25 protein-coding genes are annotated in these 23,213 nt (G+C 70.3%); 9 read left to right on the top strand and 16 right to left on the bottom strand.

Features of this window, described 5'->3' with window-relative positions:
- The first annotated feature begins 87 nt into the window (after nucleotides 1–87).
- The gene (locus tag EP26_RS08985) at nucleotides 88–1,290 is read left to right on the top strand and encodes a Zn-dependent hydrolase (protein WP_043337887.1); all 1,203 of its coding nucleotides are present in this window, start codon (nucleotides 88–90) and stop codon (nucleotides 1,288–1,290) included.
- Here the strand turns inward: EP26_RS08985 and EP26_RS08980 are convergent.
- Nucleotides 1,287–2,825 carry an acetolactate synthase large subunit gene (locus EP26_RS08980; RefSeq protein ID WP_043337885.1) on the bottom strand — a complete coding sequence of 513 codons (1,539 nt, stop codon included), beginning with the start codon at nucleotides 2,823–2,825 and terminating at the stop codon, nucleotides 1,287–1,289. The genes EP26_RS08985 and EP26_RS08980 overlap by 4 nt on opposite strands.
- 105 nt (nucleotides 2,826–2,930) lie before the next feature.
- On the opposite strand from EP26_RS08980, the gene EP26_RS08975 reads away from it, so the two are divergent.
- From EP26_RS08975 to EP26_RS08960, 4 genes are all read left to right on the top strand, one after another.
- The gene (locus tag EP26_RS08975) at nucleotides 2,931–3,959 is read left to right on the top strand and encodes an ABC transporter substrate-binding protein (RefSeq protein WP_052388973.1); all 1,029 of its coding nucleotides are present in this window, start codon (nucleotides 2,931–2,933) and stop codon (nucleotides 3,957–3,959) included.
- Nucleotides 3,960–4,065: 106 nt separating this feature from the next.
- Nucleotides 4,066–4,308 carry a hypothetical protein gene (locus tag EP26_RS08970; protein WP_043337884.1) on the top strand — a complete coding sequence of 81 codons (243 nt, stop codon included), beginning with the start codon at nucleotides 4,066–4,068 and terminating at the stop codon, nucleotides 4,306–4,308.
- 112 nt (nucleotides 4,309–4,420) lie between these two features.
- Nucleotides 4,421–5,158, top strand: a complete 738-nt coding sequence (locus tag EP26_RS08965; RefSeq protein ID WP_043337883.1) for an ABC transporter ATP-binding protein — start codon at nucleotides 4,421–4,423, stop codon at nucleotides 5,156–5,158.
- Nucleotides 5,155–5,937 (top strand): ABC transporter permease, encoded by a 783-nt coding sequence (locus tag EP26_RS08960; protein ID WP_043337882.1) that lies wholly within the window; start codon nucleotides 5,155–5,157, stop codon nucleotides 5,935–5,937. The genes EP26_RS08965 and EP26_RS08960 overlap by 4 nt, the downstream gene beginning before the upstream one ends.
- Here EP26_RS08960 and EP26_RS08955 read toward each other — a convergent pair.
- Both EP26_RS08955 and EP26_RS08950 read right to left on the bottom strand, forming a co-directional pair.
- A complete protein-coding gene (locus EP26_RS08955; RefSeq protein ID WP_245624338.1) occupies nucleotides 5,934–8,117 on the bottom strand; it encodes a methyl-accepting chemotaxis protein in 2,184 nt (727 codons plus the stop codon). The genes EP26_RS08960 and EP26_RS08955 overlap by 4 nt on opposite strands.
- Before the next feature lie 95 nt (nucleotides 8,118–8,212).
- Nucleotides 8,213–9,382, bottom strand: a complete 1,170-nt coding sequence (locus EP26_RS08950) for an E22 family MetX-like putative esterase (protein ID WP_043337879.1) — start codon at nucleotides 9,380–9,382, stop codon at nucleotides 8,213–8,215.
- Between the two features lie 188 nt (nucleotides 9,383–9,570).
- Between EP26_RS08950 and EP26_RS08945 the strand changes: the two genes are divergently transcribed.
- Nucleotides 9,571–11,688: a sodium-translocating pyrophosphatase gene (locus EP26_RS08945; RefSeq protein WP_043337878.1), complete on the top strand. Its 2,118-nt coding sequence runs from the start codon at nucleotides 9,571–9,573 to the stop codon at nucleotides 11,686–11,688.
- Between the two features lie 41 nt (nucleotides 11,689–11,729).
- On the opposite strand, the gene EP26_RS08940 is transcribed toward EP26_RS08945, so the two are convergent.
- The 13 genes from EP26_RS08940 to def form a co-directional block, all read right to left on the bottom strand.
- Nucleotides 11,730–11,948, bottom strand: coding sequence for a hypothetical protein (locus EP26_RS08940; protein ID WP_043337876.1), 219 nt, complete (start codon nucleotides 11,946–11,948; stop codon nucleotides 11,730–11,732).
- Nucleotides 11,949–11,978: 30 nt separating this feature from the next.
- Nucleotides 11,979–12,149 carry a hypothetical protein gene (locus EP26_RS36200; protein WP_169747374.1) on the bottom strand — a complete coding sequence of 57 codons (171 nt, stop codon included), beginning with the start codon at nucleotides 12,147–12,149 and terminating at the stop codon, nucleotides 11,979–11,981.
- 72 nt (nucleotides 12,150–12,221) lie between these two features.
- On the bottom strand, nucleotides 12,222–12,434 hold the full coding sequence (locus tag EP26_RS08930; protein WP_043337872.1) for a hypothetical protein: 213 nt from the start codon (nucleotides 12,432–12,434) through the stop codon (nucleotides 12,222–12,224).
- Between the two features lie 58 nt (nucleotides 12,435–12,492).
- A complete protein-coding gene (locus tag EP26_RS08925; protein ID WP_043337870.1) occupies nucleotides 12,493–12,699 on the bottom strand; it encodes a cold-shock protein in 207 nt (68 codons plus the stop codon).
- Nucleotides 12,700–12,874: 175 nt separating this feature from the next.
- Nucleotides 12,875–13,447, bottom strand: a complete 573-nt coding sequence (locus tag EP26_RS08920; protein WP_043337869.1) for a GNAT family N-acetyltransferase — start codon at nucleotides 13,445–13,447, stop codon at nucleotides 12,875–12,877.
- Nucleotide 13,448: 1 nt separating this feature from the next.
- A complete protein-coding gene (gene rpoD / locus EP26_RS08915; RefSeq protein WP_043337867.1) occupies nucleotides 13,449–15,374 on the bottom strand; it encodes an RNA polymerase sigma factor RpoD in 1,926 nt (641 codons plus the stop codon).
- A 62-nt stretch (nucleotides 15,375–15,436) separates the two neighbouring features.
- Nucleotides 15,437–17,290 carry a DNA primase gene (gene dnaG, locus EP26_RS08910; protein ID WP_043337866.1) on the bottom strand — a complete coding sequence of 618 codons (1,854 nt, stop codon included), beginning with the start codon at nucleotides 17,288–17,290 and terminating at the stop codon, nucleotides 15,437–15,439.
- A 16-nt stretch (nucleotides 17,291–17,306) separates the two neighbouring features.
- A complete protein-coding gene (gene bfr, locus EP26_RS08905) occupies nucleotides 17,307–17,801 on the bottom strand; it encodes a bacterioferritin (protein ID WP_043337865.1) in 495 nt (164 codons plus the stop codon).
- Nucleotides 17,802–17,887: 86 nt separating this feature from the next.
- A complete protein-coding gene (locus EP26_RS08900) occupies nucleotides 17,888–18,076 on the bottom strand; it encodes a (2Fe-2S)-binding protein (RefSeq protein ID WP_043337864.1) in 189 nt (62 codons plus the stop codon).
- 11 nt (nucleotides 18,077–18,087) lie between these two features.
- Nucleotides 18,088–19,128 (bottom strand): Fe(3+) ABC transporter substrate-binding protein, encoded by a 1,041-nt coding sequence (locus tag EP26_RS08895; RefSeq protein ID WP_043337863.1) that lies wholly within the window; start codon nucleotides 19,126–19,128, stop codon nucleotides 18,088–18,090.
- A gap of 124 nt (nucleotides 19,129–19,252) precedes the next feature.
- Nucleotides 19,253–20,044 (bottom strand): HpcH/HpaI aldolase family protein, encoded by a 792-nt coding sequence (locus EP26_RS08890; protein ID WP_043337862.1) that lies wholly within the window; start codon nucleotides 20,042–20,044, stop codon nucleotides 19,253–19,255.
- Nucleotides 20,045–20,114: 70 nt separating this feature from the next.
- On the bottom strand, nucleotides 20,115–20,696 hold the full coding sequence (locus tag EP26_RS08885; protein WP_043337861.1) for a COQ9 family protein: 582 nt from the start codon (nucleotides 20,694–20,696) through the stop codon (nucleotides 20,115–20,117).
- On the bottom strand, nucleotides 20,693–21,196 hold the full coding sequence (gene def, locus EP26_RS08880) for a peptide deformylase (protein ID WP_043337859.1): 504 nt from the start codon (nucleotides 21,194–21,196) through the stop codon (nucleotides 20,693–20,695). Before def ends, EP26_RS08885 begins: the two co-directional genes overlap by 4 nt.
- Nucleotides 21,197–21,410: 214 nt before the next feature.
- Here def and rpsU point away from each other — a divergent pair, with 214 nt between their 5' ends.
- The 3 genes from rpsU (at nucleotide 21,411) to EP26_RS08865 (ending at nucleotide 23,209) form a co-directional block, all read left to right on the top strand.
- Nucleotides 21,411–21,614 carry a 30S ribosomal protein S21 gene (rpsU, locus tag EP26_RS08875; RefSeq protein ID WP_007006360.1) on the top strand — a complete coding sequence of 68 codons (204 nt, stop codon included), beginning with the start codon at nucleotides 21,411–21,413 and terminating at the stop codon, nucleotides 21,612–21,614.
- Nucleotides 21,615–21,693: 79 nt separating this feature from the next.
- Entirely contained in the window at nucleotides 21,694–22,323 is a 630-nt protein-coding gene (locus tag EP26_RS08870; protein ID WP_211259406.1) for a glutathione S-transferase family protein, read from the top strand.
- 13 nt (nucleotides 22,324–22,336) lie between these two features.
- Complete coding sequence (locus tag EP26_RS08865; RefSeq protein ID WP_043337858.1) at nucleotides 22,337–23,209, top strand: MBL fold metallo-hydrolase; 873 nt, start codon at nucleotides 22,337–22,339, stop codon at nucleotides 23,207–23,209.
- Nucleotides 23,210–23,213 lie beyond the last annotated feature (4 nt).

Here is a 23,213-nt window from a genome sequence, read left to right as displayed (position 1 = left end):
AATCAGCAAGAAGTCTCACGAAAGATACCGCCTCCCGCATCATGTCCTGGACCGCGAGCATGATCGCATCCCATGCCCTGAAGGAATGTGCCCTTGGCCCTCGATACCGCCCACTTCCTCGCCGACCTGGACCGGCTGCGTCGGATCGGCGCCTACCGCACCGGCGTCCATCGCCCCACCTTCGGGCCGGAGGACATGGAGAGCCGGCATTGGCTCGCCGCCGAGATGGAGGCGGCGGGGCTGGAGGCGAGGATCGACGGCATCGGCAATGTCTTCGGCCGGCATCGGGGCCCTGGGCCGCATCTGCTGGCGGGCAGCCACATCGAGACGCAGAACCAAGCCGGCTGGCTGGACGGCGTGCTCGGGGTCGTCGCGGCGCTGGCCCTCGCCCGCGCCGGCCTGGCGGTCGATGTCTGCGCCTATGCCGATGAGGAGGGGCATTGGGGCGACTTCCTCGGCAGCCGCAGCCTCATCGGCGCGGTCGAGGAGGCGGAGTTGGACGCGGCGCGCAACCGGCATGACGGCAGGCCGCTGCGCGAGGCGCTGGCCGTGGCGGGGCTTGCCGGACGGCCGCGGCTGCGGCTGGAGCCGGAGCGGTACAAGGGCGCCTTCGAGCTGCATATCGAACAGGGAACGCAGCTGGAGCGAGCCGGGATGCGCATCGGCGTCGTCACCGGCGTCATCGGAATACGGCAGTGGAGGATCACCGTCACCGGGCAGCAGGACCATACCGGCGGCACCACCATGGCGGAGCGCCGCGATGCGGGGCTGACGGCGGTGCGGCTGCTGGCGGCGCTCGATCAGGCAATGCCGATGGCGGCCGGCGCGCGCAGCGTCTGGACCACGGGGCGCATCCTGCTGGAGCCCAACGCGCCGCAGATCATCCCCGGCCGGGCGGAGATCACCTTCTCCTTCCGCGACCTCTCGCCCGAGGTCATGGACCGGATGGAGGACTGCCTCCGCCGCACCGTGCAGGAGAGCAACCGGCGCGAGCGCTGCCCGGCCGTGCTGGAGCCGATCGGCCATACCGACCCCTCGCCCTGCGACCCGGCGATGCGGGCTGCGCTGCGCGAGGCCGCCGAGCAGCTCTGCCCCGGCGCCTGGACGGAAATGCCGAGCGGGGCGATCCATGACAGCCAGATCCTCGCCCGCGTCATGCCGGTGGCGATGCTCTTCGTCCCCTCCATCGGCGGCATCAGCCACCATTGGACGGAGGACACGAAGCGGGAGGACCTGGCCCTCGGCCTCGAGGTGCTGGCCGAGGGCGCGAAGCGGTTCCTGGCGAGCTAGATCATCAGCTCGATGAGGAAGGGGCCGGGGCGGGAGAAGCTCTGCGACATCAGGTCGCCGAGCGCCTCGAGCGTCGTCGCCTGCGCGGCCTCGACGCCCATCGAATTGGCGAGCTGGACCCAGCCGATATCGGGGTTGCCGAGATCGAGCATGTCCATCGCCGTCCGCCCGGGATTGGCGCCGACATTGCGGTATTCGCCGAGCAGGATCTGGTACTTGCGGTTGGAGAGCAGCACCGTCGTCACCGGCAGCTTCTCGCGCGCCTGGGTCCAGAGGCCCTGCACCGTGTACATGGCGCTGCCATCCGCCTGCAGGCCGATGACGCGGCGGCCGCCGCCGGCGATCGCTGCGCCGACCGCGACGGGGATGCCGTAGCCGATGGCGCCGCCGCAATTCTGCAGCCAGTCATGCGCCGGCGCCGCCACCGTCTCGGGGAAGAAGCCGCGGCCATAGGTGACGGATTCATCGACGATGATCGAATGCTCCGGCATCAGCGCGGCGACGGCGCGGGCGAGGCCCTCGGGCGAGAGGGCGCCGCGCGGCGCCTCGGGCCGGGGGCCGGCGGAGGGGATGGCGGCAGCGGGCGCGCCCAGCTCGTCGGCGAGAGCCGTGAGGGCGGCTTCGGCATCCTGCTCGTAGCGGGTCAGCAGATGGACGGCGGCCTCGGCCGGGTAGAGGCGGCTCGGCTTGCCCGGGTAGCCGAAGAAGCCGATCGGCTCCTTGGCGTTGACCAGCACGAGGTGCTGGACATCGGCGAGCGCCGCCAGCGCCTGGTCCACCACATAGGGCACGCGGTCGAGCGGCAGGCGGCCCTGGCCGCGCTGGGTACGGGCGTTCGAGCCCTCGGCCAGCAGCCGGCAGCCGGTGGCGGCGGCGATGCGGTGGGCCTGCTTCTGGGCGCCCTCGGTCAGCGCGAGGCCGCCGAGCAGCAGCATGACGCCGCGCTGCTCACGGAGGATGCGCGCGACCTGCTTCACCGCATGCGGGTCGGCGACGGGGGCGGCGGGGACGGGCAGCGGCTTGGCGACGAGGCCGCCCTCGTTCCAGGACGAATCGGAGGGGAGGATCAGCGTGGCGATCTGGCCGGGAGAGGTGCGGGCGGCCTGGATGGCCGTCGCGGCATCGGCGCCGACATCCTCCGCGCGGGTCGTGGTGCGGGTCCAGGCGGAGACGCCTCTTGCCCAGCCCTCGGTGTCGGCGGTCAGCGGCGCGTCGAAGGGACGGTGGTAGACCGCCTGGTCGCCGACGATGTTGACGATGCCGGAGCGGGCGCGGCGGGCGTCATGCAGGCCGGCGAGGCCGTTGGCGAGGCCGGGGCCGCAATGCAGCAGGGTGCTGGCCGGCTTGCCGGCGATGCGCCAGTAGCCGTCCGCCGCGCCGGTGACGATGTTCTCCTGCAGGCCGAGCACGCAGCGCATGCCGGGGATGCGGTCGAGCGCGGCCACGAAATGCATCTCGCTGGTGCCGGGGTTGGAGAAGCAGACATCGACCCCTCCCCCGAGGAGGGTGTTCACCAGGCTTTCGGCTCCGTTCACGGCGCGGTCCTCTCGTTTGATGGGCGCAGGGTGCAGGGGCTTGCGGCAGTGGGCAAGATGGGGCGCGACATGGCAGTCTGTTGCGCGACCGAAGGGGAGAAGTCCATGGCCGCAGAACGCTTCATCGCCTCGCGCCGGGTGGCGCTGGGGCTCGCCACGGGGCCGCTGCTGGTGGCGGCAGGCCCGGTGCGGGCGCAGCCGCGGCTCGACAGGGTGAGCTTCGTCACCAACTGGCGCGCCCAGGCGGAGCATGGCGGCTTCTACCAGGCGCAGGCGGCGGGGCTCTACCGCGCGGCGGGGCTGGAGGTGGAGCTGCGCTCGGGCGGGCCGCAGATCAACCCGGCGCAGCTGCTGGTCGGCGGGCGGGTCGACATGGCGATGGGCAACGGGCTCGGGGCGCTGGGCTTCGTGCGGGAGGGCATTCCGTTCCTCTGTGTCGCCGCGGTGTTCCAGAAGGATCCGGTGGTGCTGATCGGGCATCCGGGCCAGGGGATCACGGGCTTCGAGTCGCTGAAGGGGCGGCCGGTGCTGATCAGCGCCGAGCCGCGCGTCACCTGGTGGCCCTATGTGCGGCAGAAATACGGGCTGAGCGACGAACAGGTGCGGCCCTATACCTTCAGCCTGGCGCCCTTCCTGGCCGACAAGCGGGTGATGCAGCAGGGCTATCTGGGGAGCGAACCCTTCTCCATCCGGCAGCAAGGGGTCGAGCCGGTGGTGCTGCTGGTGCATGACAGCGGCTTCCAGGACTATGGCACCACCATCAATGTCGGGGCGAAGACCCTCGCCGAGCGGCGCGAGGTGATCGGGCGCTTCGTCGAGGCCAGCCTCCAGGGGTGGGACCAGTACCTGAAGGGCAAGGCCGGCGGCTTCGACACCGAGGCGGCGAACCGGCTGATCCGGCAGCAGAACCCGGAGATGGGCGAGGACCTCATCGCCTATGGGACGGAGATGATGAACAAGGAGGGCATCGTGCGCTCGGGCGATGCGCTCGCGCTCGGCATCGGGGCGATGACGGAGGCGCGGTGGGAGGCGCTCTACGAGGCGGCTGTGCAGGTGGGCGTGGTGCCACGGGGGATGGAGTGGCGGCGGGCCTTCGACCTGGGGCTGGTGAACAAGGGCATCGGCAAGGCTTGAAGGCCAGGGGCCCGCAAGCCCCTGGCCAATTTCGTTTTGGTTTGACAATTTTAGGGATTTAGGACTTTATTCGAATCCCGGCGCTGGGGCCGGGATGGAGTGTCGCATGCTCGTCCGCATCTCGCCGCAATGGCAAATCACCATCCCCACGGCGCTGCGGGCCCGGTTCGGCCAGGCGACACAGGCGGAGATCCACCTGGAGGACGGGGTGCTGATGGTGCGGCCGGTGGTCGCGCCCTCACCCGACTGGGTGGAGAGCCAGTATGCGCCGCAGGGCATCACCAAGGAGGTGCTGTGGGAAGCGATGCGGGTGATCGAGGGCCGGCGGCGGCGCAAGGCGGAGCGTTGACTTTTTTCCTATAGCGCGGGCGGGGTATGGAGGCAAGGGATATCCGGCCCTTGCCGTCGGCGTTTTCCTCCCTTCATCCTCACGCGATGCCGCCCCTGCCCTCCCCCCTCGCGTGACGCTCGTCGCCCTGGATGGCGTCGGCAAGCGCTTCGCCAGCGGGACGGAGGCTCTGCGGGGGGTCGATCTGCGGATCGAGGCGGGGGAGTTCCTGTCGCTGCTCGGGCCTTCGGGCTGCGGGAAGTCCACGCTGCTGCGGCTGATCGCGGGGCTCGCGGAGCCGAGCGAGGGGCGGATCGAGCGGGCGGCGTCGCGGCAGGTCGGGTTCGTCTTCCAAGAGGCGACGCTGCTGCCCTGGTCGGATGCCATCACCAATGTGCGGCTGCCGCTGCGGCTGGCGGGGATGGCGCGGGCGGAGCAGGAGGCGCGGGCGGCGGCGGCGCTGGCACAGGTGGGGCTCGGCGGCTTCGAGCGGGCCTATCCGCGGGAGCTGTCGGGGGGGATGCGGATGCGCGTCTCCATCGCGCGCGCCCTGGTGACGCGGCCGAGCCTGCTGCTGATGGACGAGCCCTTCGCCGCGCTCGACGAGCTGACGCGGCACCGGCTGAATGACGACCTGCTCGCCTTGTGGGTGGGGAGCGGGGTGACGGTGGTCTTCGTCACCCATTCGGTCTTCGAGAGCGTCTACCTCTCCTCGCGCATCCTCGTCATGGCGGCGCGGCCGGGGCGGATCGCGGCGGAGGTGAGGGTGGAGGAGGCGGCGCCGCGGCCCGAGGGGTTCCGCACCTCGGCCGGCTATGCGGCGCTCTGCCGGCGGACGACCGAGGCGCTGGAGGAGGCGATGCGGGCATGAGGCGATGGGCGGACTGGCTGGCGCCGGCCCTGGTCGGGTTGCTCGTGCTCGGCGGGTGGGAGGCGGCCGTCCGGCTGCTGGAGGTACCGGCCTATCAGGTGCCGGGGCCGGTCGCCATCGCCCGCGCCCTGGTGGAGGACTGGCCGCTCTTCCGTTCCTCCATGCTGGTGACGCTGAAGATCGCGCTGCTGGCCCTGCTGCTGGCAGTGACGCTCGGCGGGCTGCTGGCCGTGCTCTTCGCGCAGTCGCGCTGGGTGGAGCGGGCCTTCTTCCCCTATGCGGTGGTGTTGCAGGTGACGCCGGTCGTCGCCATCGCGCCGCTGATCCTGATCTGGGTGGACGACGTCACCATCAGCCTGCTGATCTGTGCCTGGATCGTCGCCTTCTTCCCGATCCTGTCGAATACCGTGCTCGGGCTGAACAGCGCCGACCGCAACCATGTGGAGCTGTTCCGGCTCTATGGCGCGACTCGGTGGCAGACCTTGTGGCTGCTGCGGCTGCCGGGAGCGCTGCCCTTCTTCCTCGCGGGGCTCCGCGTCGCCGGGGGGCTGGCGCTGATCGGGGCCGTGGTCGCGGAATTCGTGGCGGGTGCGGGGGGAACGGGATCGGGGCTGGCCTTCCGCATCCTGGAAGCCGGGTACCAGCTGAAGATCCCCCGGATGTTCGCGGCGCTGGCGCTGATCTCGGCGCTCGGCATCGCCATCTTCGCCGTGCTCGGCCTCGTCCAGCACCTGTTGCTCAGGCGCTGGCACGAGAGCGCGATGCGGCCGGAGGGCTAGGCCGCGCGGAGGCGGCGGAGGACAGTGTCGATGACGCCGCCGAGCGCGGTCGCGTCGCCCGAGAGCTGGTCGGCGATCCCGCGCAGCTCGCCGGCGCTGCGGCCGACGCCGAGGATGGCGCCGTTCACCTCATCGATGTTGCTGGTGACGGAGCGGGTGTCGCCGGCGGCGTTCTGGACGCTGCGGGCGATCTCCTGCGTCGTCGCGGCCTGCTCCTCGACGGCGGCGGCGATGGCGGTCGCCACCTGGTCCATCTGACCGATCACCTCGGCCACGCGGCGGATCATCGCCGCGGTGTCCTGGGTGGAGCGCTGCATGTCCGTCACCTGGGCGGCGATCTCCTCGGTGGCCTTGGCGGTCTGGGCGGCGAGGTTCTTGACCTCGGAGGCGACGACGGCGAAGCCCTTGCCGGCCTCGCCGGCGCGGGCCGCCTCGATCGTTGCGTTCAGCGCCAGCAGGTTGGTCTGGCCGGCGATGTCCTGGATGAGCTGGACGACGCCGCCGATGCGCTCCGAGCTGGCGGTGGCGCCGACCACCTGGCGGTCGGCCTGCTCGGCGAGGCGCACGGCCTCGGCGGCGATCTCGGTCGAGCGGTTCATCTGGCGGCCGACCTCAGAGACGGAGGCGGCCAGCTCCTCGGCGGCGGCGGCGACGGTCTGGACATTGGCGCTGGCGCGGTCGGCGGCCTGGCCCACATCGACGGCCTGGCCGGCGGTGCGGTCCGTCGCCTCCGCCATCGCCTGGGCGCTCTCGCCCATGCGGCGGGCGCTGTGCAGCACGCCGTCGGCGGTGCGCTGCACCGAGGCCTCGATCTCCTCGGCGGCGGCGAGCATGGCGGTGCGGCGGGCGGCCTCGGTCGCCTCCTGGTCGCGCTCGCGCTGGGCGCGGGCTTCGACCAGGTCGGACTGCATGCGGGTGAGCGCCGTCGCCAGGCTGGCGATCTCGTCCTGGCCCTCGACGGCGAGGCGCTGGTCGAGACGGCCGCCGGCGATGCCCTCGGCGAAGGCGACGCAGGCACGGACCGGGCGGACGATGCCGCCGGCGGCGAGCACCATCACGCCGATGCCGAGCGCCGCGACGGTGAGGCCGGCGACGAGCTGCAGCAGCGCATCGGCCCGGTTGCGGGCGGTGAGCTCCGCACCGAGCTGGGCGGCGGCGGTCAGTGCCACGCTGCGCGGCACCTCGACCAGCACGCTCCAGGGCTTGTCGGTATTGCCTTGGATGATAGGCGAGAAGGCGCGCAGCGAGTCGGTCTGGCGGTCGAGGGCGGTGGCGGCGCGGCCCTCCTGCACGGTGCGGAGATCTGCCTGCCAGTCGGGGCTCAGCGGCGCGAAGGACTGGCCGACCTGCTGCGGGTTGTTCGAGCTGGCGACAACCAGGCCCATATTGCTGATGATGGTGACGGCGGCGCGGCCGTCATAGAGTTGGGCAGCCACCTCCGTCGCCCGCTGCTGCACGAAGTCGAGGTTGATGTCGGCGCCGGCGACGCCGAGGAAGCGCCCATCCCGCTTGATCGGCACGGAGAGGGTGGCCAGCAGCAGGTTGCGGCCCTGCACCACATAGGGCAGCGGGTCGAGCACGCTCTCGCGTCCATGCTCGCGCGGGCCGAGATACCAGGCGCCCTTCATCACGCCGTTCGGGTGGAGGTCGCGGCTTTCATACTCGACAAGGGACTGCAGGCCGATACGGCCCGTGGCGTCGCGGTTCCAGTAGGGGATGAAGCGGCCGGTGTCGTCCGTGCCCGTCCTGCGCTGGCCGCGGTAGAAGGCGTCGGCGCCGTCGAGCGCATCCGGCTCCCAGGCGGTGTAGGTGCCGTTGAGGTTGGGCTCGTTGGCGAGGACGGCGGCGAGGATGCGGTTCATCTGGCTGCGCCGCAGCTCCGGCTCCAGGCCGGAGTCGGCCGCGGCGAGGACAGCGAAGGTCGAGCTCAGGGCGCGGGCGGCATCGAGGGCGGTGCGGAATTCGAGGCGAATGCGGTTGGCCTGCACCGCGGCGACGCTGCCGAGATAGTCGAGGGCGCCCTGGTCGAGCAGGGCCTCCGTCCGGCTCTCGACCACCTCGGCGGTGCGGAAGGCGGTGAAGATGTTCCAGCCGGTCAGGACCACTCCGGTGCCGAGGAGGCAGGCGCCGGAGAGGGCGGCGATCCGGGTGCGGACGGAGCGGAACTGGAGTTTCGACACGGCTTGCATCCACGCTGGGCGGCCGGCGCCGGATTGCGCCTGGCCGCGGTGGTGGACTGTGCGGGCGAAACGTTACGATTCGCCTTATGCGTGGGTCAGCGCGCGAGGAAGGCCCTGATTCGGTCGCCGACCGGGGCCATGCCGACCACGCCGTTGAGATGGCCGAGCGGGCCGGCGAGCTCCGCCGTCTCCACCTGCTTGCCGGCGCTGCGCAGCGTCTCGGTGAATTCGCGGACGCCATCGGCGAGGAAGACCCGGTCGGTCGGCGCGGAGACCACCAGCCAGCGCGCCGGGGTGCCGGAGAGGGCGGCGGCGAAGCTTGGGTACTCGTTCAGGAAGAGCTGGTTGGCGCGCACCATGTAGAGGAAGGAATTGGCGTCCGAGGTGCGGGCGCGGGCCGCAGCGGCATCGTCGAGCCAGCGCTCGATGGCGAAGCGGTCGCCGATGCGGCGGGCGGGGTCCTGGCCTTCGGGGAGCTGGCGGTCGTACTGCTTCGCCCAGAGGCGGTCGCGGGCGTGGAGCGTGACGACCTTCCAGGCTTCGGCGAGGCCGCGCAGCGGCGGCTCGCGCCCCTGGCCGTAGTAATTGCCCTCGGCCCAGTTCGGGTCGAGGCGGATCGGCGCCTCCCAGATGTCGAGCCAGCCCTGCATCCAGGCGTCGATGTCGGCGGCGATGACGGGCATCACCCGCTCGATGAAACCAGGGTAGGCGGCCGCCCATTCGATGCTCTGCAAGCCGCCATTGGAAGGGCCGGCGACGAGGGCGAGGCGCTTCACCCCGAGGCTGTCGAGCAGGCGCTTCTGCGTCTCGACGAAGTCGCGCATGGAGACGACGGGGAAGGTCAGGCCGTAGGGACGGCCGGTGTCCGGGTTGATGCTGGCGGGGCCCGTCGTCACCGTGTTGGCGTCGGGGACGTTGACGTTGACCAGCGTGTCGGCCGAGACGACCAAATAGCGGTCGGTGTCGATCGGCTTACCGGGGCCGATGATGGCGTCCCAGTAGCCGGCGGGGCCGCCCGCCGCGAGCCGGCCGAAGGCGTGGCTGTTGCCGCTGAAGAAATGGCAGATGAGGATGGCGTTGGTGCCCTCGGCATTCAGCCGGCCCATGGTCTGGTAGCCGATGCGGAGGTTGGTGATGGTCGCGCCGCCGCGCGTCTGGTAGGCGCCGCCCTCGAAGACCCGCTTCTCCACCACCTCCTGCGCCATCGCCGGCCCCGCCAACAGGCCCAGCGCCAAAGCCAGCGCCGGCAATGCACGCCGCATCATCCGCGTTTCCTCCGGGAAAGCCTCGCCCCATCGTGACGGCGCCGGGGCCGGCCGGCAAGCCTCACAACCGCTGATATGGCAGCGGAATGCAGCAGGGATACCGTTGCGCCGCTACCGCTGCCCGCCTAGCCTCGCTTCACCAGCGCCCCTCGAAGGGCGCGGCGAAGGAAGGGGGGGCTACCGTCTTGATGACAGTGACGTTGCTGCTCGTGATCCTGCTGGGGGCGCTGTCGCTCGCCTATGGCGTGGTCACGGCCCGGCAGGTGATGGCGCTCGATGCGGGCACTGCGCGCATGCAGGAGATCGCCCAGGCGATCCAGGAGGGCGCGCAGGCCTATCTGAAGCGCCAGTACATGACCATCGCCCTGGTCGGCATCGTGCTTTTCGTGGCGATCGTGCTCTGGCTGGGCATCGGCGTGGCGATCGGCTTCCTGCTCGGGGCGCTGCTCTCGGGGCTGGCGGGCTTCATCGGCATGAATGTCTCGGTGCGGGCCAATGTGCGGACGGCGCAGGCCTCGGCCGGCTCGCTGGCGGCGGGGCTCGACGTCGCCTTCAAGTCGGGGGCCATCACCGGGATGCTCGTCGCGGGGCTCGCGCTGCTGGGCGTCGCCGTCTACTTCTTCATCCTGGTCGTGCTGGTTGGGCATGCGCCGAACAGCCGGCCGGTGATCGACGCGCTCGTCGCGCTCGGCTTCGGGGCTTCGCTGATCTCGATCTTCGCGCGGCTCGGCGGCGGCATCTTCACCAAGGGCGCCGATGTCGGCGGCGACATGGTCGGCAAGGTCGAGGCGGGCATCCCCGAGGACGACCCCCGCAACCCGGCGACCATTGCCGACAATGTCGGCGACAATGTCGGCGACTGCGCGGGCATGGCGGCCGACCTGTTCGAGACCTATGCGGTGACCATGGTGGCGACGATGGTGCTGGCCGCCATCGCCTTCCCCGCCGACATGCTGGCGCAGGGGATGCTCTATCCGCTGACGATCGGCGCGGTCTGCGTCGTCACCTCGATCGCCGGGACCTATTTCGTCAAGCTGCCGGCCAACAACTCGATCATGGGGGCGATGTACCGGGGCTTCATCGTCACCGGCATCCTTTCGCTCGTCGCGTTGCTGCCGCTGAGCTACCTGGTCTTCGGCAGCGGAACGCTGAGCGCGGCGGGGGCGAATTTCACCGCCTTCTCGCTGTTTCTCTGCGGCGTCGTCGGGCTGGCGGTGACGGGGCTCATCATCGTGGTGACGGAATACTATACCGGCACCGACTACCGACCGGTGAAGGCCATCGCCGAGAGTTCGGTGACGGGGCATGGCACGAACGTCATCCGCGGGCTCGCCGTCAGCATGGAGAGCACGGCCATCCCGGCGCTCATCATCATCGCCGGCGTGCTGTTCAGCTACAACCTGGCAGGGCTCTACGGCATCGCCATCGCGGTGACGACGATGCTGGCGCTGGCGGGCATGGTGGTGGCGCTCGATGCTTTCGGGCCGGTGACGGACAATGCCGGCGGCATCGCCGAGATGGCGAGGCTGCCGAGCGAGATCCGCGTCACGACCGATGCGCTGGATGCGGTCGGCAACACCACCAAGGCCGTCACGAAGGGCTATGCCATCGGCTCGGCGGGGCTCGGGGCGCTGGTGCTGTTCGCCGCCTATACGCAGGACCTGGCCTACTTCTCGGCCAATGCGGCGACCTTCCCCTATTTCGCCGGGATCGGCGCGCTGACCTTCAGCCTGACCAGCCCCTATGTGGTGATGGGGCTGCTCTTCGGAGGGGCGCTGCCGTTTCTCTTCGGCGGCATGGCGATGACGGCCGTCGGCCGCGCTGCCATGGCGGTGGTGGAGGAGGTGCGGCGGCAGTTCAGGGAGAAGCCCGGCATCATGGCGGGGACCGACCGGCCGGATTATGGCCGCGCGGTCGATATCCTCACCAAGGCGGCGATCAGGGAGATGATCATCCCCTCGCTGCTGCCGGTGCTCTCGCCACTGGTCTGCTATTTCGGCGTCACCGCCATCGCCGGGAAGGCGGCGGGCTTCGAGGCGCTGGGGGCGATGCTGCTCGGCGTCATCGTCACCGGCTTCTTCGTCGCCGTCTCGATGACGACGGGCGGCGGCGCCTGGGACAATGCGAAGAAGTACATCGAGGAAGGCCATCATGGCGGCAAGGGCTCGGATGCCCACAAGGCCGCGGTGACGGGCGATACGGTGGGCGACCCCTACAAGGACACGGCGGGGCCGGCGGTGAACCCGATGATCAAGATCACCAACATCGTGGCGCTGCTGCTACTGGCAATCCTGGCGCATAGCTGACATGGAAAGGGCCGGCGGAGCGATCCGCCGGCCCTATTTGCTTACCGGCCCGCGCGGGCCAGTGTCAGGATCGCCCGCTGGGGCTTGCCGGAGGCTTCGGCGATCCGCCGGTCCTGGGCTTCGATCTCATCCCGGGCCGGCTCGTCGCCGTCGAGGCCGCCGAGCAGCTCGGTCGGCACCTTCCGGTTGGAGGCACGGCTGCCATCCGCATAGGCGACGTCAAAGAGCACGTATTTTCCATCATCGCGGCGCTTGGCCATGATCCTATCCTCATGCCGCCGCGGTGGCGGCTATCTGTCCTGGTCTGCGGGTTCTTCCTCGGGGGGCAGGCCCTGGGCCTCGCGCTCGGCCTTGCGGCGGGCGACGGCCTCCTCGCGCTCGCGCTGCTTCGCTTCCTGCTTGGCTTGCTTGCCGCGATTCACCTCGGCCCGCTGCTGGCCGTAATTCGGTCTGCGCGCCATCGGCTGCTCCCGGACATGATTCTGGGCTACGGCCTCTGGCCGCAGCGGCTGCGATAGGCGTTTAGCGCCCGATCAGCTGAAGACGGCCGGCGGTCCACCGCGGAGCTGGTTCTCCGGCACGACGCGCTCATGCCCGTCCTGCTGGTGCTTCACGCGGTACTCGCGGAGCTGCTCAGAACCGGGGAGTTGCCGAACCACGGTGTAGAGACCGCGGGGCACGTTGCCGTCGAAGCGGCCGGCGATGAATTCGACATTCTGGCCGACGGTGTAGAGATGCGTTGCCATGCTGGCTTACTCCTGCCACCGCGAAAAAAAGAGGCGGGCCGAAGCCCGCCCCAGTCGCTCAGTCGAGCTTCAGGTTGCAAGCGGAGAGCTTGCCCTGCTGGCCGCGCTGCACATCGAAGCTGAGGCGCTGGCCGTCCTGCAGGCCCTGGAGGCCGGAGCGCTGGACATCGGAGATGTGGACGAAAACGTCAGCGGTGCCGTCCTCGGGCTGGATGAAGCCGTAGCCCTTGGTTGCGTTGAACCACTTAACAGTGCCGGTAGACATGCGGGGAATCCCATCATGCAAGGGTGCCGTCCCACGCCATCGCGGGGCGGGCCAATCTGCCTTTGAGGGACGGAAACCAGGCTCGGGCTCCCAGGGGAGCAAACGAAACGGGCCGAACCAGACGGGTTGACGACCAAGATATGGTCCCTTCCCGCCCCTATTGCAATGGGGGCCTTCAGCCGATGCGCAGGCGCGACGGGATGGGAAGGCCGAGATGCAGCGGCACGTTCCAGACCTCGCGCACCGTGCGCAGCTTGCCGAAGCCGGCGGCGAGGTAGTTGGGCAGCGCGCGGGGATGGTCGGCGGTGCAGGTGTTGACGGTGAGGGCGCGGGTGCCCTGGCTCCAGGCCTCGTCCACCGCATGGCCGAGGAAGGCGCGGCCGAGCCCGGCGCCGATGGCATGCGGCATCAGCCCGAAATAGGAAAGGTTGACCAGCGGGCGGTTGCGGCGGTCGAGCTCATAGAAGCCGGCCGGCTCGCCATCCTTGTAGAGGACGTGGATGGTGACGCCGGGGTCGGCGAGGATGCGGGCGAGCTCGGCCTCGGTCAGCGTGCGCCGCAGCCACCAGACATAGTCGTGGCCGACGGTGTCGTAGAGGTAGCGGTAGAAGGCCGTGGTGCAGCGCGTGGCCCGCGTCACGCGCGCCCCGAGCGGCAGCGGCAGCGGCGGATCGGCGGGGCGCCGATCCATCCGCAGGAAGGTGACGTCGACGGCGACGGCCGCCGTCCGTTCCGCCGCGGCACTCATCTCAGTTGTCGAGGAAGCTGCGGAGCTTCCGCGAGCGGCTGGGATGCTTCAGCTTGCGGAGCGCCTTCGCCTCGATCTGGCGGATGCGCTCGCGCGTGACGTTGAACTGCTGGCCGACCTCTTCCAGCGTGTGGTCGGTGTTCATGCCGATGCCGAAGCGCATGCGCAGCACGCGCTCCTCGCGGGGCGTGAGCGAGGAGAGCACCCGCGTCGTCGCCTCGCGCAGGTTGGACTGGATCGCGGCATCCAGCGGGATGATCGCCGCCTTGTCCTCGATGAAGTCGCCGAGATGGCTGTCCTCCTCGTCGCCGATCGGCGTCTCGAGGGAGATCGGCTCCTTGGCGATCTTGAGGACCTTGCGGACCTTCTCGAGCGGCATGCCGAGCTTCTCGGCCAGCTCCTCCGGCGTCGGCTCGCGGCCGATCTCGTGCAGCATCTGGCGGCTGGTGCGGACCAGCTTGTTGATCGTCTCGATCATGTGGACCGGGATACGGATGGTCCGCGCCTGGTCGGCGATGCTGCGCGTGATGGCCTGCCGGATCCACCAGGTCGCGTAGGTGCTGAACTTGTAGCCGCGGCGGTACTCGAACTTATCGACCGCCTTCATCAGGCCGATATTCCCTTCCTGGATCAGGTCGAGGAATTGCAGGCCGCGGTTGGTGTATTTCTTGGCGATGGAGATGACGAGGCGGAGGTTGGCCTCGATCATCTCCTTCTTCGCCTGGGTCATGTCGCGCTCGCCGCGCGAGACGGTGGCGTAGACGCGGCGGAACTCGGCGATCGGCAGGTTGGTGTCGTTGGCGATGGCGCCCATCTGGGCGCGCACCGCCTCCACATCGTCGCGCGAGCGGGCGATGAAGGCCTTCCACGGCTTGCCGGTCAGCTTGGTCAGGCGGTCGAACCAGGCGGGGTCCAGCTCGGAGCCGCGCCAGTGCTGGAGGAATTCCTCGCGCTTGACCTTGGCGCCCTCGGCCAGCCGCAGCACCTGCCCCTCGAGGCTGGTGAGCTTGCGGTTGATGGTCTTGAGCTGCTCGACCAGTTCCTCGATGCGGTTGTTGTGCAGGTGGACCTTCTGCACCAGCGCGACGAGTTCCTGGCGGGTCTTCTCGTAGGTCTTCTCGGAGCGGCCCTGGAGGTCCTCGCCGGCGGAATAGGCCTCCATGCGCTTCGACTGCAGCTTGTGCAGCTTGGCGTAGTTCTGCTCGATGGCCTCGAAGGCGGCGAGCGCCTCGGGCTTCAGCTTCTCTTCCAGTGCGGAGAGAGAGAGGCCAAGGCCCTCGCCTTCCTCGCCTTCCTCGAATTCCTCATCAGGGTCGGGCGGGGCGGCGCCTTCCGGGCTGTCGGCGGCGGCCGTCGCCTCGAGGTCGATGACGTCGCGCAGCAGCATCTTGCCGGCGCGGACGGCCTCGTGCCAGGCGATGATGGCCTTGAAGGTCTGCGGGCTCTCGCAGAGCCCGCCGATCATCATGTCGCGCCCGGCCTCGATGCGCTTGGCGATCGCGATCTCGCCCTCGCGGGAAAGCAGCTCGACGCTGCCCATCTCGCGCAGGTACATGCGGACGGGGTCGTCGGTGCGGCCGAGGCTTTCCTCGTCCACATTGCCGCCGCCCTCTTCCTCGTCCTTCTCTTCCTTGTCCTCAGTGGCGGGCTTGGCGACGGCGGTGCCGTCGCCGTCCTCGCTCTCCTCGGACTCGACCACGTTGATGCCGATCTCGCTCAGCATCGCCATGGTGTCCTCGATCATCTCGGAGGAGACCTGATCGGAGGGAAGTGCCGCGTTCAGCTCGTCATAGGTGACGTAGCCGCGCTCCTTGCCGCGGGCGATCAGCTTCTTGACCGCGGCTGTCATCGTGTCGAGGAGGACACCCTCCACGACCTCGTCGCGCGTCTCGACCGTATCCGTACCACCTGCGGCCTTGCTCGCCATGCCTGCGCTCCATGCCTGCGACGGGCGGCCCGAGGGGGGCGGGCGCCCGTGCGACGATCCTTCTATACTATGCTATCCGGCTGGGCCTGGTCCCCGGCCTCGCCGCTCAACAGGGCGCGCTGCGCTTCGAGCAGCAGCACGTAGCGATGCTGGGCTTGCGGGTCGTTGGTCTCTTCCAGCATTCTCCGAGCCTCGGCCAGATCGTTATCCAACTCCGCCTTGCCCCGCAGCAGGCTGAAGAAATGCCACCAGGCCTCAAGCGCCTCCTTCGGCTGGGCCTCGGGATCGGCGGCCTGGCAGAGGCCGTGCCTCCTGGTCGCCCAGGCAGCAACAGTCTCCCATCCTGCCTCACGGAGGTGGTCCATCAGCCTCGTCGAGTCAAGGTGATCGGCGGCTGGAAGCCATGTGAGAAGCGCCTCCCTGAGATGCGAGCAATCGCCGGGAGGCAGGTCGAGGGAGGCGAGGGTTTCCTCCACCTCGGGCAGCAGGGCGGGGTGGTGGAGCAGGATCGCCAGCAGGTTGCGGGCGCGCTCCAGGCGGATCGCCTCATGGTCGATGGCGGTGCGTTGCAGGCCGCGGATGGAGACGAGTTCGCCCGGCTTGCCGCGCGGGGTCCAGGCGGGGCGCGCGGCCGGGGCCGGGCGGGCGCTGCGGCCCTCGGCGAAGAAGCGGTCGAGCCAGGCGCGGCGGTATTCGGCCGACAGGGTCTTGTCGGGGATGCTCTTGGCCGCCGCGTCCAGGCGGTGGCGGAAGGCGGCGCGCTGCTCGGGCGTCGTCGGCGGGGTCGGGCCGGCCAGGAGGTCATAGAGGGCGGCGGAGAGCGGCCTGGCGCCGGCGAGGACAGCCTCGAAGGCGGGGGAGCCGCCCTTCGCCACCAGCGTGTCGGGGTCCTCGCCGCCGGTCAGCATCGCCAGGCGCAGGCTGCGGTCGGGGGCGAGCAGCGGCAGGGCCAGCTCGGCGGAGCGGAAGGCGGCCTTGGCGCCGGCGGCGTCGCCGTCGAAGCAAAGCACGGGCTCGGGGGAGACCTGCCAGAGGGCTTCCAGCTGCTCGGCGGTCAGCGCCGTGCCGAGGGGAGCGACGGCGGCGTTGAAGCCGGCCTGGTGCAGGGCGATGACATCCATGTAGCCCTCGACCACCACCACAGTCGCGCCGCGGAAGGCGCCCTCGCGGGCAAGGTCGAGGCCGTAGAGGCTGCGGCGCTTGGAGAAGAGCTCCGTCTCCGGGCCGTTGACGTATTTCGGCTGGCCGTCGCCGAGGATGCGGCCGCCGAAGCTGATGGTCCGGCCGCGGCGGTCGCGGATCGGGAAGATCACGCGGTTGAAGAACATGTCGACAAGGCCAGCCTCGGGCCGGTCCGGGTCGCGGGGCTTCATCAGCCCGGCGGCGACGAGCTGCTCGGGGGTGATGCCTTCGGCCTTGAGGTCGGCGGCGAGTGCCCCCCTGCCCTCGCCCGACCAGCCGAGGCCGAAGCGGGCGATGGTCGCCTCCGTGAGGCCGCGCCGGCGGAGGTAGTCGAGGGCGGCGCGGCCCTCGGGCAGCATCAGGCGGCGGCGGAAGGCGGCCTCGGCCGCGGCGCAGACGGCGTAGAGGTCCTTCGCGCGGCGCTCGCGCTCGGCGGCCTGGGGCGTCGCCTTCGGCACCTGCATTCCCGCCTCGCCGGCGAGGCGTTCAACGGCCTCGGGGAAGCTGGCGCCTTCGGCGCGCATGAGGAAAGTGATCGCATCCCCATGCGCGCCGCAGCCGAAGCAATGAAAGTGGTCGTCATAGACGTAGAAGGACGGCGTCTTCTCGTTGTGGAAGGGGCAGCACCCCTTCCACTGCCGCCCGTTCCGCGCGAGGCGGGTCTTGCGGCCGATCAGGCCCGGCAGCGGCGTCCGGGCCCGCAGCTCCTCGAGGAAGGCGGGCGGGAGGGCCATCGGCCGGGCGCGGCTGTCAGTCCGCCTCGTGCTGGTCCGGGGCGGCGGCGCTGTTGAGCAGGATGTAGCGCTCGATGCCGATCAGCTTGATGAGGTCGAACTGGCGGTCGAGGAAGTCGACATGCTCCTCCTCGTTCGCCAGGATCTTCAACAGCAGGTCGCGCGAGACGAAGTCGCGGACGCTCTCGGCATAGGCGATGCCCTCGCGCAGGTCGCCCGTCGCCTTCTCCTCGATGGCGAGGTCGGCCTTGAGGATTTCCTCGACCGTCTGGCCGACGAGAACCTGGTTCAGGCGCTGCAGGTTGGGCAGGCCGCCGAGGAAGAGGATGCGCTCGATGAGCCAGTCGGCGTGGCGCATCTCCTCGATCGATTCCTTGTACTCGTGCGCGCCGAGCTTGGTGACGCCCCAGTGACGCAGGATGCGGGCGTGCAGGAAGTACTGGTTGATCGCCGTCAGCTCGTTGGTGAGCTGGGTGTTCAGATGCTCGATAACCTTGGGGTCGGCCTTCATGGCGGCTCCGGCACGAAAGGGCGCCAGGAGCCATGGGCTCCTGGCGCGCGCTGAGGATGGGCCGACTTGTATAGCAGAATGCGTCGTCAGGAAGCGGGAGTTTGCACCGCGGGTGCCGCTAAGTCACGGATCATATGGAGTATCATTCGCGTACACGTCCCGCACTGCGCCTTGCAGGCGCAATGGGCATAGACGTCGCGCGGCTTGCTCGCGCCCTTCTCGACAGCCTCGGTGACCTGCTTGTCGGAGAGCGCGTTGCAGAGGCAGAGGATCATCGCCGCCTCCCTCAGCGCCAGCCGGCGCGCTGCATGATCTGCAGCGCCTGCGTGGCATTCGCATTGGTGCGCTCGGCATCGACCGGCTCGGGCCGGAAGCTGCCCATGGCGCGCAGCGCGGGGTGCAGCGGCGCGTCGGCGACGGCCGGGTATTCCATGTTGCCGAGCGCGAAGCGCTCCTGCGCCGGGCCGCTCGTCAGGTATTCGAGGAAGCGCACGGCGGCGGCGCGGTTCGGCGCGGTCTTCACCAGGCCGGCGCCGGAGATGTTCACATGGGCGCCGCGGTCGCCCGGCGCCTGGTTCGGGAAGATGACGCCGATGCGGGCGAAGAGCGCCTTGTCCTCGGCGCGCTCGGAGGCGCCGATGGCGGCGAGGTAGTAGGTGTTGGCGATGGCGAGCCCGCACTGCCCGGAGGGGATGGCGCGGAACTGGTCGCGGTCGCCGCCCTGCGGCGGGCGGGCGAGGTTGGCGGCGAAGCCCTTCGCCCATTCCTCCGTCCGCTCCGGCCCGTTGGCGGCGAGGATCGAGGCGCCGAGGCTGGTGTTGTAGGGGTGGCTCGCGGTGCGGACGCAGATCTGGCCGCGGAAGCGCGGGTCGGCCAGGTCCTCGTAGCGGGCGAGGCCCTGGGGCGCGCCCTTCTCCTTGTCGTACATGACGACGCGGGCGCGGGTGGAGACGGCGAACCACTGGCCGTCGCGGTCGCGCAGGCCCTCGGGGATGCGCTGCTCTATCACCGGCGAGCGCAGCGGCGCCAGGATGCCGGCCGAGGCGGCGCGGGCGAGGCGCGCGGCATCGACGGTGATGAAGACATCGGCCGGGCTGTTGGCGCCCTCGTTGCGGATGCGCTCGATGAGCTGGTCGGCATCGCCCTCGATCAGGCGGACGCGGATGCCGGTCTCGCGGGTGAACTCCTCATAGAGCGCCCGGTCGCTGTCGTAATGGCGGGAGGAGTAGAGGTTGACCTCATCGGCGGCATCGGCCGGCCCGGACCAGGCGGCGAAGCAGGCGGCGGCGGCGAGGGCAAGCAGGCGTCGCGTTGGGCGGGCAGGCATGCGGACGTCTTCTCCGGACTGGCGCTGCGGTGTTGATAATGGCAGTGAGAACCATTCGCAAGTCACTTCCGCAGCGCGGCGGGAGGAACATGCCCCGGCGCCCCCCGCCCCGCCTTGATCAGGCTCAACCCGTTGGGCGCAGGCCCCGCAGGAAGCCGCTGCGCGCAGCGGCGGCCGCCATCAGCAGGGTGTGGTCGGAGCCGGCCAGGATGAAGCGGGCGCCGAGCCCGATATAGGCCGAGGCCCAGCGCTCGTCGTAGACGCCTCCCATGCCGAGCACCTTGCCCGAGGCCGCGCAGGCCGCGGCCACCTTGGCATAGGCCGCCTGCACCCGCTCATGGCCGATCTGGCCGGGGATGCCCATGGAGGCAGTGAGGTCCGAGGTGCCGATCATCAGCACATCCACGCCCGGAACGGCGGCGATGGCCTCGGCATTCTCCACCGCCTCCGGCGTCTCGATCATGCAGGAGACGATGATCTCGCGGTTCAGCTCGGCCTGGGCCTCGGCGACCGAAGGGGGCTGGAAGTTGTAGGCGAAGGGCGGGCCGCCCCAGGAGCGGGTGCCGGTCGGCGGGAAGCGGTAGGCGGCCGCGACCGCCCTCGCCTCCTCCGCCGTGTCGACATGCGGCACGACGACGCCCATGGCGCCGTTGTCGAGGGCCCGCGTGCCCTCGAAGAGGGCGTCCTTGCAGCAGCGGACGATGGGGGTGATGCCCTGGCCGAGCGCGGCGATGGCGATCTGCGTCGCCTCCTGCACCGAGGCGGCGCCGTGCTCCATGTCGATGAAGAGCCAGTCATAGCCGGTGGCGGCGGCCATCATCCCGACCGCGCTGCCGCGCAGGTGGTGCACCCCGAAGCCGAGCGAGATCTCGCCGGCCTGCATCCGCTGCCGCGCATGGTTGGGCACGATGGGCATGGCGCCTTCCTCCGTCCTTGTTGCGACGGAGCGCACCATGCCCGGCCCCAGGGGTCAATCAGCCGGTCAATCAGGCGGCGCGGCGCCGCCGCTTGCCGAGCCGCGCCACATCCGCGAGGCGGCGGTCGAGGAAGTCCAGCGCGTCCTCCACTTCCGGGTCGTCGTCGCGCATCCAGTAGGCGAGCGTCGCGCCGTAGACGCCGGCGAGCGTCGCCCGGCGGGTGTACCAGGAGAAGTCGGCCGAGGTGTCGCCCGCCGCATACCACATGGCATCCACCGTCTGTGCCGTGGTGCGCAGCGCCGTCGGCGTGTTCCAGGGCAGCGCCAGCAGGCTGAGCGCCCGGCGCAGCGCCCGCTTGTGCGGCGCCGTGGCACGCAAGCGAAGCTCCATCAGGCGGCGGATGCGGGCCGGGACGCGGAGGGCTGCCAGGTCCTCGGCGGCGGCAGCCGCTTCCATCTCGCGGTTGACGAGGTCGATCCAGTGGGCGACTGCGCCGGCCGGCCCCGAGGGGAAGTGGCTCTCGGCCAGCGCCGGGTCCTCGCCGATGGCGGCGAGGCCGGCGCGGATCGTGGCCCAGTTCCAGCCCTCGTCGGCGGCCACGGGCAGCATGGCGCGGATGGCGGCGTCGCGGAGGTCGCTGCGCTCGGTCATCGCGCCGGGCTCCCTGCGGCCCGGGCCAGCTCCTCGGTGAAGCCGAAGAGGGAATGGTCGGTCATCCGCATCGGGTAGAGGATGCCGTCCAGATGGTCGGTCTCGTGCTGCATCACCCGCGCCGTCATCGCCTCCGCCTCGCCTTCCACCGGGTTGCCCTCGGCGTCGAGGCCGCGATAGCGGATCCGGCGCGGGCGCTCCACCGCGCCGCGGAGGCCGGGGATGGACAGGCACCCCTCCCAGGCCATGTCGGCCTCCTCGCCGATGGGTTCCAGCTCCGGGTTGACCAGGGCGGCGACGCCGGTCGGGCCGCGCCAGACGAAGAGGCGGAGCGGCACATGGACCTGCGGCGCGGCGAGCCCGATGCCGGAGGCGTCCATCATGGTCTCGGCCATGTCGGCGATCAGCCGGCGGATTTCGGGATGGGTCGGGTCGTCCACCGGCTCGGCCTCGCGCAGCAGCACCGGGTGGCCCATGCGGGCGATCTTCAATATGGCCAAGGCTGACCTCCTCCGGCATTCCCCGCCCGAATTGGGGGCGTGCGGGCCATAGTGGGAGGGGGCTTCCCGCGATGGGGCTTGCCGTGCTAGGGAAGCGACCCTCCGCATCAGGGTGGGGATGGCGAGGGTGGCCGGTTTCGACCGAGCCGCCTGCAACCGCGCCCCCTGAGCGGCGATTCCTGTTTCTTCGTCAAGCCCATGGAGGCAAGGCCGCGTGCAAGTCGTCGTTCGTGACAACAACATCGATCAGGCGCTGAAGGCGCTCAAGAAGAAGCTTCAGCGCGAGGGTGTGTTCCGCGAGATGAAGCTGCGCCGCCATTACGAGAAGCCGTCCGAGCGCCGCGCCCGCGAGGCCGCCGAGGCCGTCCGCCGCGCCCGCAAGGTCGAGCGCAAGCGCCTGGAGCGCGAGGGCTTCTAAGCCTACGCAAGCCGCTTCCCCGGCTTGCATCCGCGGCGCGTCAGGGCACACTCCCCTCAACGAATGGGGGGAGAGTTCCATGGCGCCACCGCCGCCCAGCCTGCAACTGCATTGGTCCAGCCGCTCGCCTTTCGTCAGGAAGGTGATGGTCTGCGCGCATGAGCGCGGCCTCGCGGACCGCATCGAGCGCATCCCGACCGTCGTCGCGCTGACGCGGACGGAGCGCAGCCTCCTCCCCCGCAACCCGCTCGGGCGCATCCCGACCCTGGTGCTGCCGGATGGCGGGGTGCTCTTCGACTCCATCGTCATCTGCGAGTACCTGGACGGGCTCGGCGACGCGCCGCCGCTCTTCCCGGCGCCCGGCCCGAAGCGGATCGACGCCATGCAGCGCCACGCGCTCGGCACCGGCTTCATGGAGATGCTGCTGCTCTGGCGTGGCGAGGTGCTGCGGGAGCAGCCCTCGGCCGTCGTCATCGAGAATTTCGAAATCAAGCGCGCCGCGGTGATCCCGGCGCTCGAGGCGCTGGTGCCGCAGCTGGACGCGACGCCCTACGACATCGGCCATGTCGCGATCGGCTGCAGCCTCTCCTATCTCGACTTCCGCTGGCCCGAATACGACTGGCGCGGCGGCCATCCGCGCCTGGCCGCCTGGCACGCCGCCTTCAGCGCCCGCCCGGCCGTGCAGGCCACCGCCCATATCGACGCCTGACGGGAGCGCGGCCATGCAGAGCCTCAGGATCGGCGACGTCACCATCACCAGCATCATCGAGCGGGACGGGCCCTGGCGGCGGCCGGAGGATATGTTCCCGGCCTACGACCCGGAGCGGGGCAAGCAATACCTCGCCCAGATGGACCCGGTCGTCTTCGACCAGGCGAGTGGGCGGATGGTCATCACCTACCAGACCTTCGTGGTGCGGACGCCGAAGCACACCATCCTCGTCGATACCTGCACCGGCGAGGACAAGGGCTTCCCGCCGCCGATGGACTTCCCGAAGGCGCCGTGGCTGGAGGGCTTCCGCGCCGAGGGGCTGCGCTTCGAGGACATCGACTACGTCTTCTGCACCCATCTCCACATCGACCATTGCGGCTGGAACACTAGGCTGGTGAACGGCCGCTGGGTGCCGACCTTCCCGAAGGCCAAGTACGTCTTCCACAAGGGCGAGTACGCCGCCTGGGAGGAGGCGACGCGGCGCGGCGCCACCCCGCCCGGACAGGTCTGGCGGATGAACTGCGAGCCCGTGGTCGCGGCCGGCCAGGCGCTGCTGGTCGATGACGACTTCGCCCTCGACGACTGCATCCACCTCTCGCCGACGCCGGGGCATTCGCCCTGCCATTGCTGCGTGAACATCACCTCGGGCGGCCAGCGCGCCGTCGTCACCGGCGACCTGATGCACCACGCGCTGCAGATCCGCGAGCCGGCCTGGTCGACCGTCTTCGACTGGGATGCGGAGCAGGGCATCGCCTCCCGCCGCGGCTTCCTTGCCGAGGTGGCGGATACGCCGACCGTGGTGCTGCCGATCCACTTCCCCGGCCGCACCGCCGGGCGGGTGACGGCGGCGGCCGACGGCTTCCACTACAACTTCCTCAAGGAGTAAGCCG

Origin of the sequence: Belnapia moabensis DSM 16746 (assembly GCF_000745835.1) — a bacterium.
Classification (GTDB): Bacteria; Pseudomonadota; Alphaproteobacteria; order Acetobacterales; family Acetobacteraceae; genus Belnapia; species Belnapia moabensis.
Note: the sequence above shows the minus strand (reverse complement) of the source record. Positions and strands in the feature narration are given on the sequence as shown.

Coding starts and splice junctions, on each gene's coding strand:
- EP26_RS08975 (WP_052388973.1), top strand. CDS start 2,931: ATGGCCGCAGAACGCTTCATCGCCTCGCGCCGGGTGGCGCTGGGGCTC.
- EP26_RS08970 (WP_043337884.1), top strand. CDS start 4,066: ATGCTCGTCCGCATCTCGCCGCAATGGCAAATCACCATCCCCACGGCG.
- EP26_RS08960 (WP_043337882.1), top strand. CDS start 5,155: ATGAGGCGATGGGCGGACTGGCTGGCGCCGGCCCTGGTCGGGTTGCTC.
- EP26_RS08950 (WP_043337879.1), bottom strand. CDS start 9,382: ATGATGCGGCGTGCATTGCCGGCGCTGGCTTTGGCGCTGGGCCTGTTG.
- EP26_RS08945 (WP_043337878.1), top strand. CDS start 9,571: ATGACAGTGACGTTGCTGCTCGTGATCCTGCTGGGGGCGCTGTCGCTC.
- EP26_RS08940 (WP_043337876.1), bottom strand. CDS start 11,948: ATGGCCAAGCGCCGCGATGATGGAAAATACGTGCTCTTTGACGTCGCC.
- EP26_RS36200 (WP_169747374.1), bottom strand. CDS start 12,149: ATGGCGCGCAGACCGAATTACGGCCAGCAGCGGGCCGAGGTGAATCGC.
- EP26_RS08930 (WP_043337872.1), bottom strand. CDS start 12,434: ATGGCAACGCATCTCTACACCGTCGGCCAGAATGTCGAATTCATCGCC.
- EP26_RS08925 (WP_043337870.1), bottom strand. CDS start 12,699: ATGTCTACCGGCACTGTTAAGTGGTTCAACGCAACCAAGGGCTACGGC.
- EP26_RS08920 (WP_043337869.1), bottom strand. CDS start 13,447: ATGAGTGCCGCGGCGGAACGGACGGCGGCCGTCGCCGTCGACGTCACC.
- rpoD (WP_043337867.1), bottom strand. CDS start 15,374: ATGGCGAGCAAGGCCGCAGGTGGTACGGATACGGTCGAGACGCGCGAC.
- dnaG (WP_043337866.1), bottom strand. CDS start 17,290: ATGGCCCTCCCGCCCGCCTTCCTCGAGGAGCTGCGGGCCCGGACGCCG.
- bfr (WP_043337865.1), bottom strand. CDS start 17,801: ATGAAGGCCGACCCCAAGGTTATCGAGCATCTGAACACCCAGCTCACC.
- EP26_RS08900 (WP_043337864.1), bottom strand. CDS start 18,076: ATGATCCTCTGCCTCTGCAACGCGCTCTCCGACAAGCAGGTCACCGAG.
- EP26_RS08895 (WP_043337863.1), bottom strand. CDS start 19,128: ATGCCTGCCCGCCCAACGCGACGCCTGCTTGCCCTCGCCGCCGCCGCC.
- EP26_RS08890 (WP_043337862.1), bottom strand. CDS start 20,044: ATGCCCATCGTGCCCAACCATGCGCGGCAGCGGATGCAGGCCGGCGAG.
- EP26_RS08885 (WP_043337861.1), bottom strand. CDS start 20,696: ATGACCGAGCGCAGCGACCTCCGCGACGCCGCCATCCGCGCCATGCTG.
- EP26_RS08870 (WP_211259406.1), top strand. CDS start 21,694: ATGGCGCCACCGCCGCCCAGCCTGCAACTGCATTGGTCCAGCCGCTCG.
- EP26_RS08865 (WP_043337858.1), top strand. CDS start 22,337: ATGCAGAGCCTCAGGATCGGCGACGTCACCATCACCAGCATCATCGAG.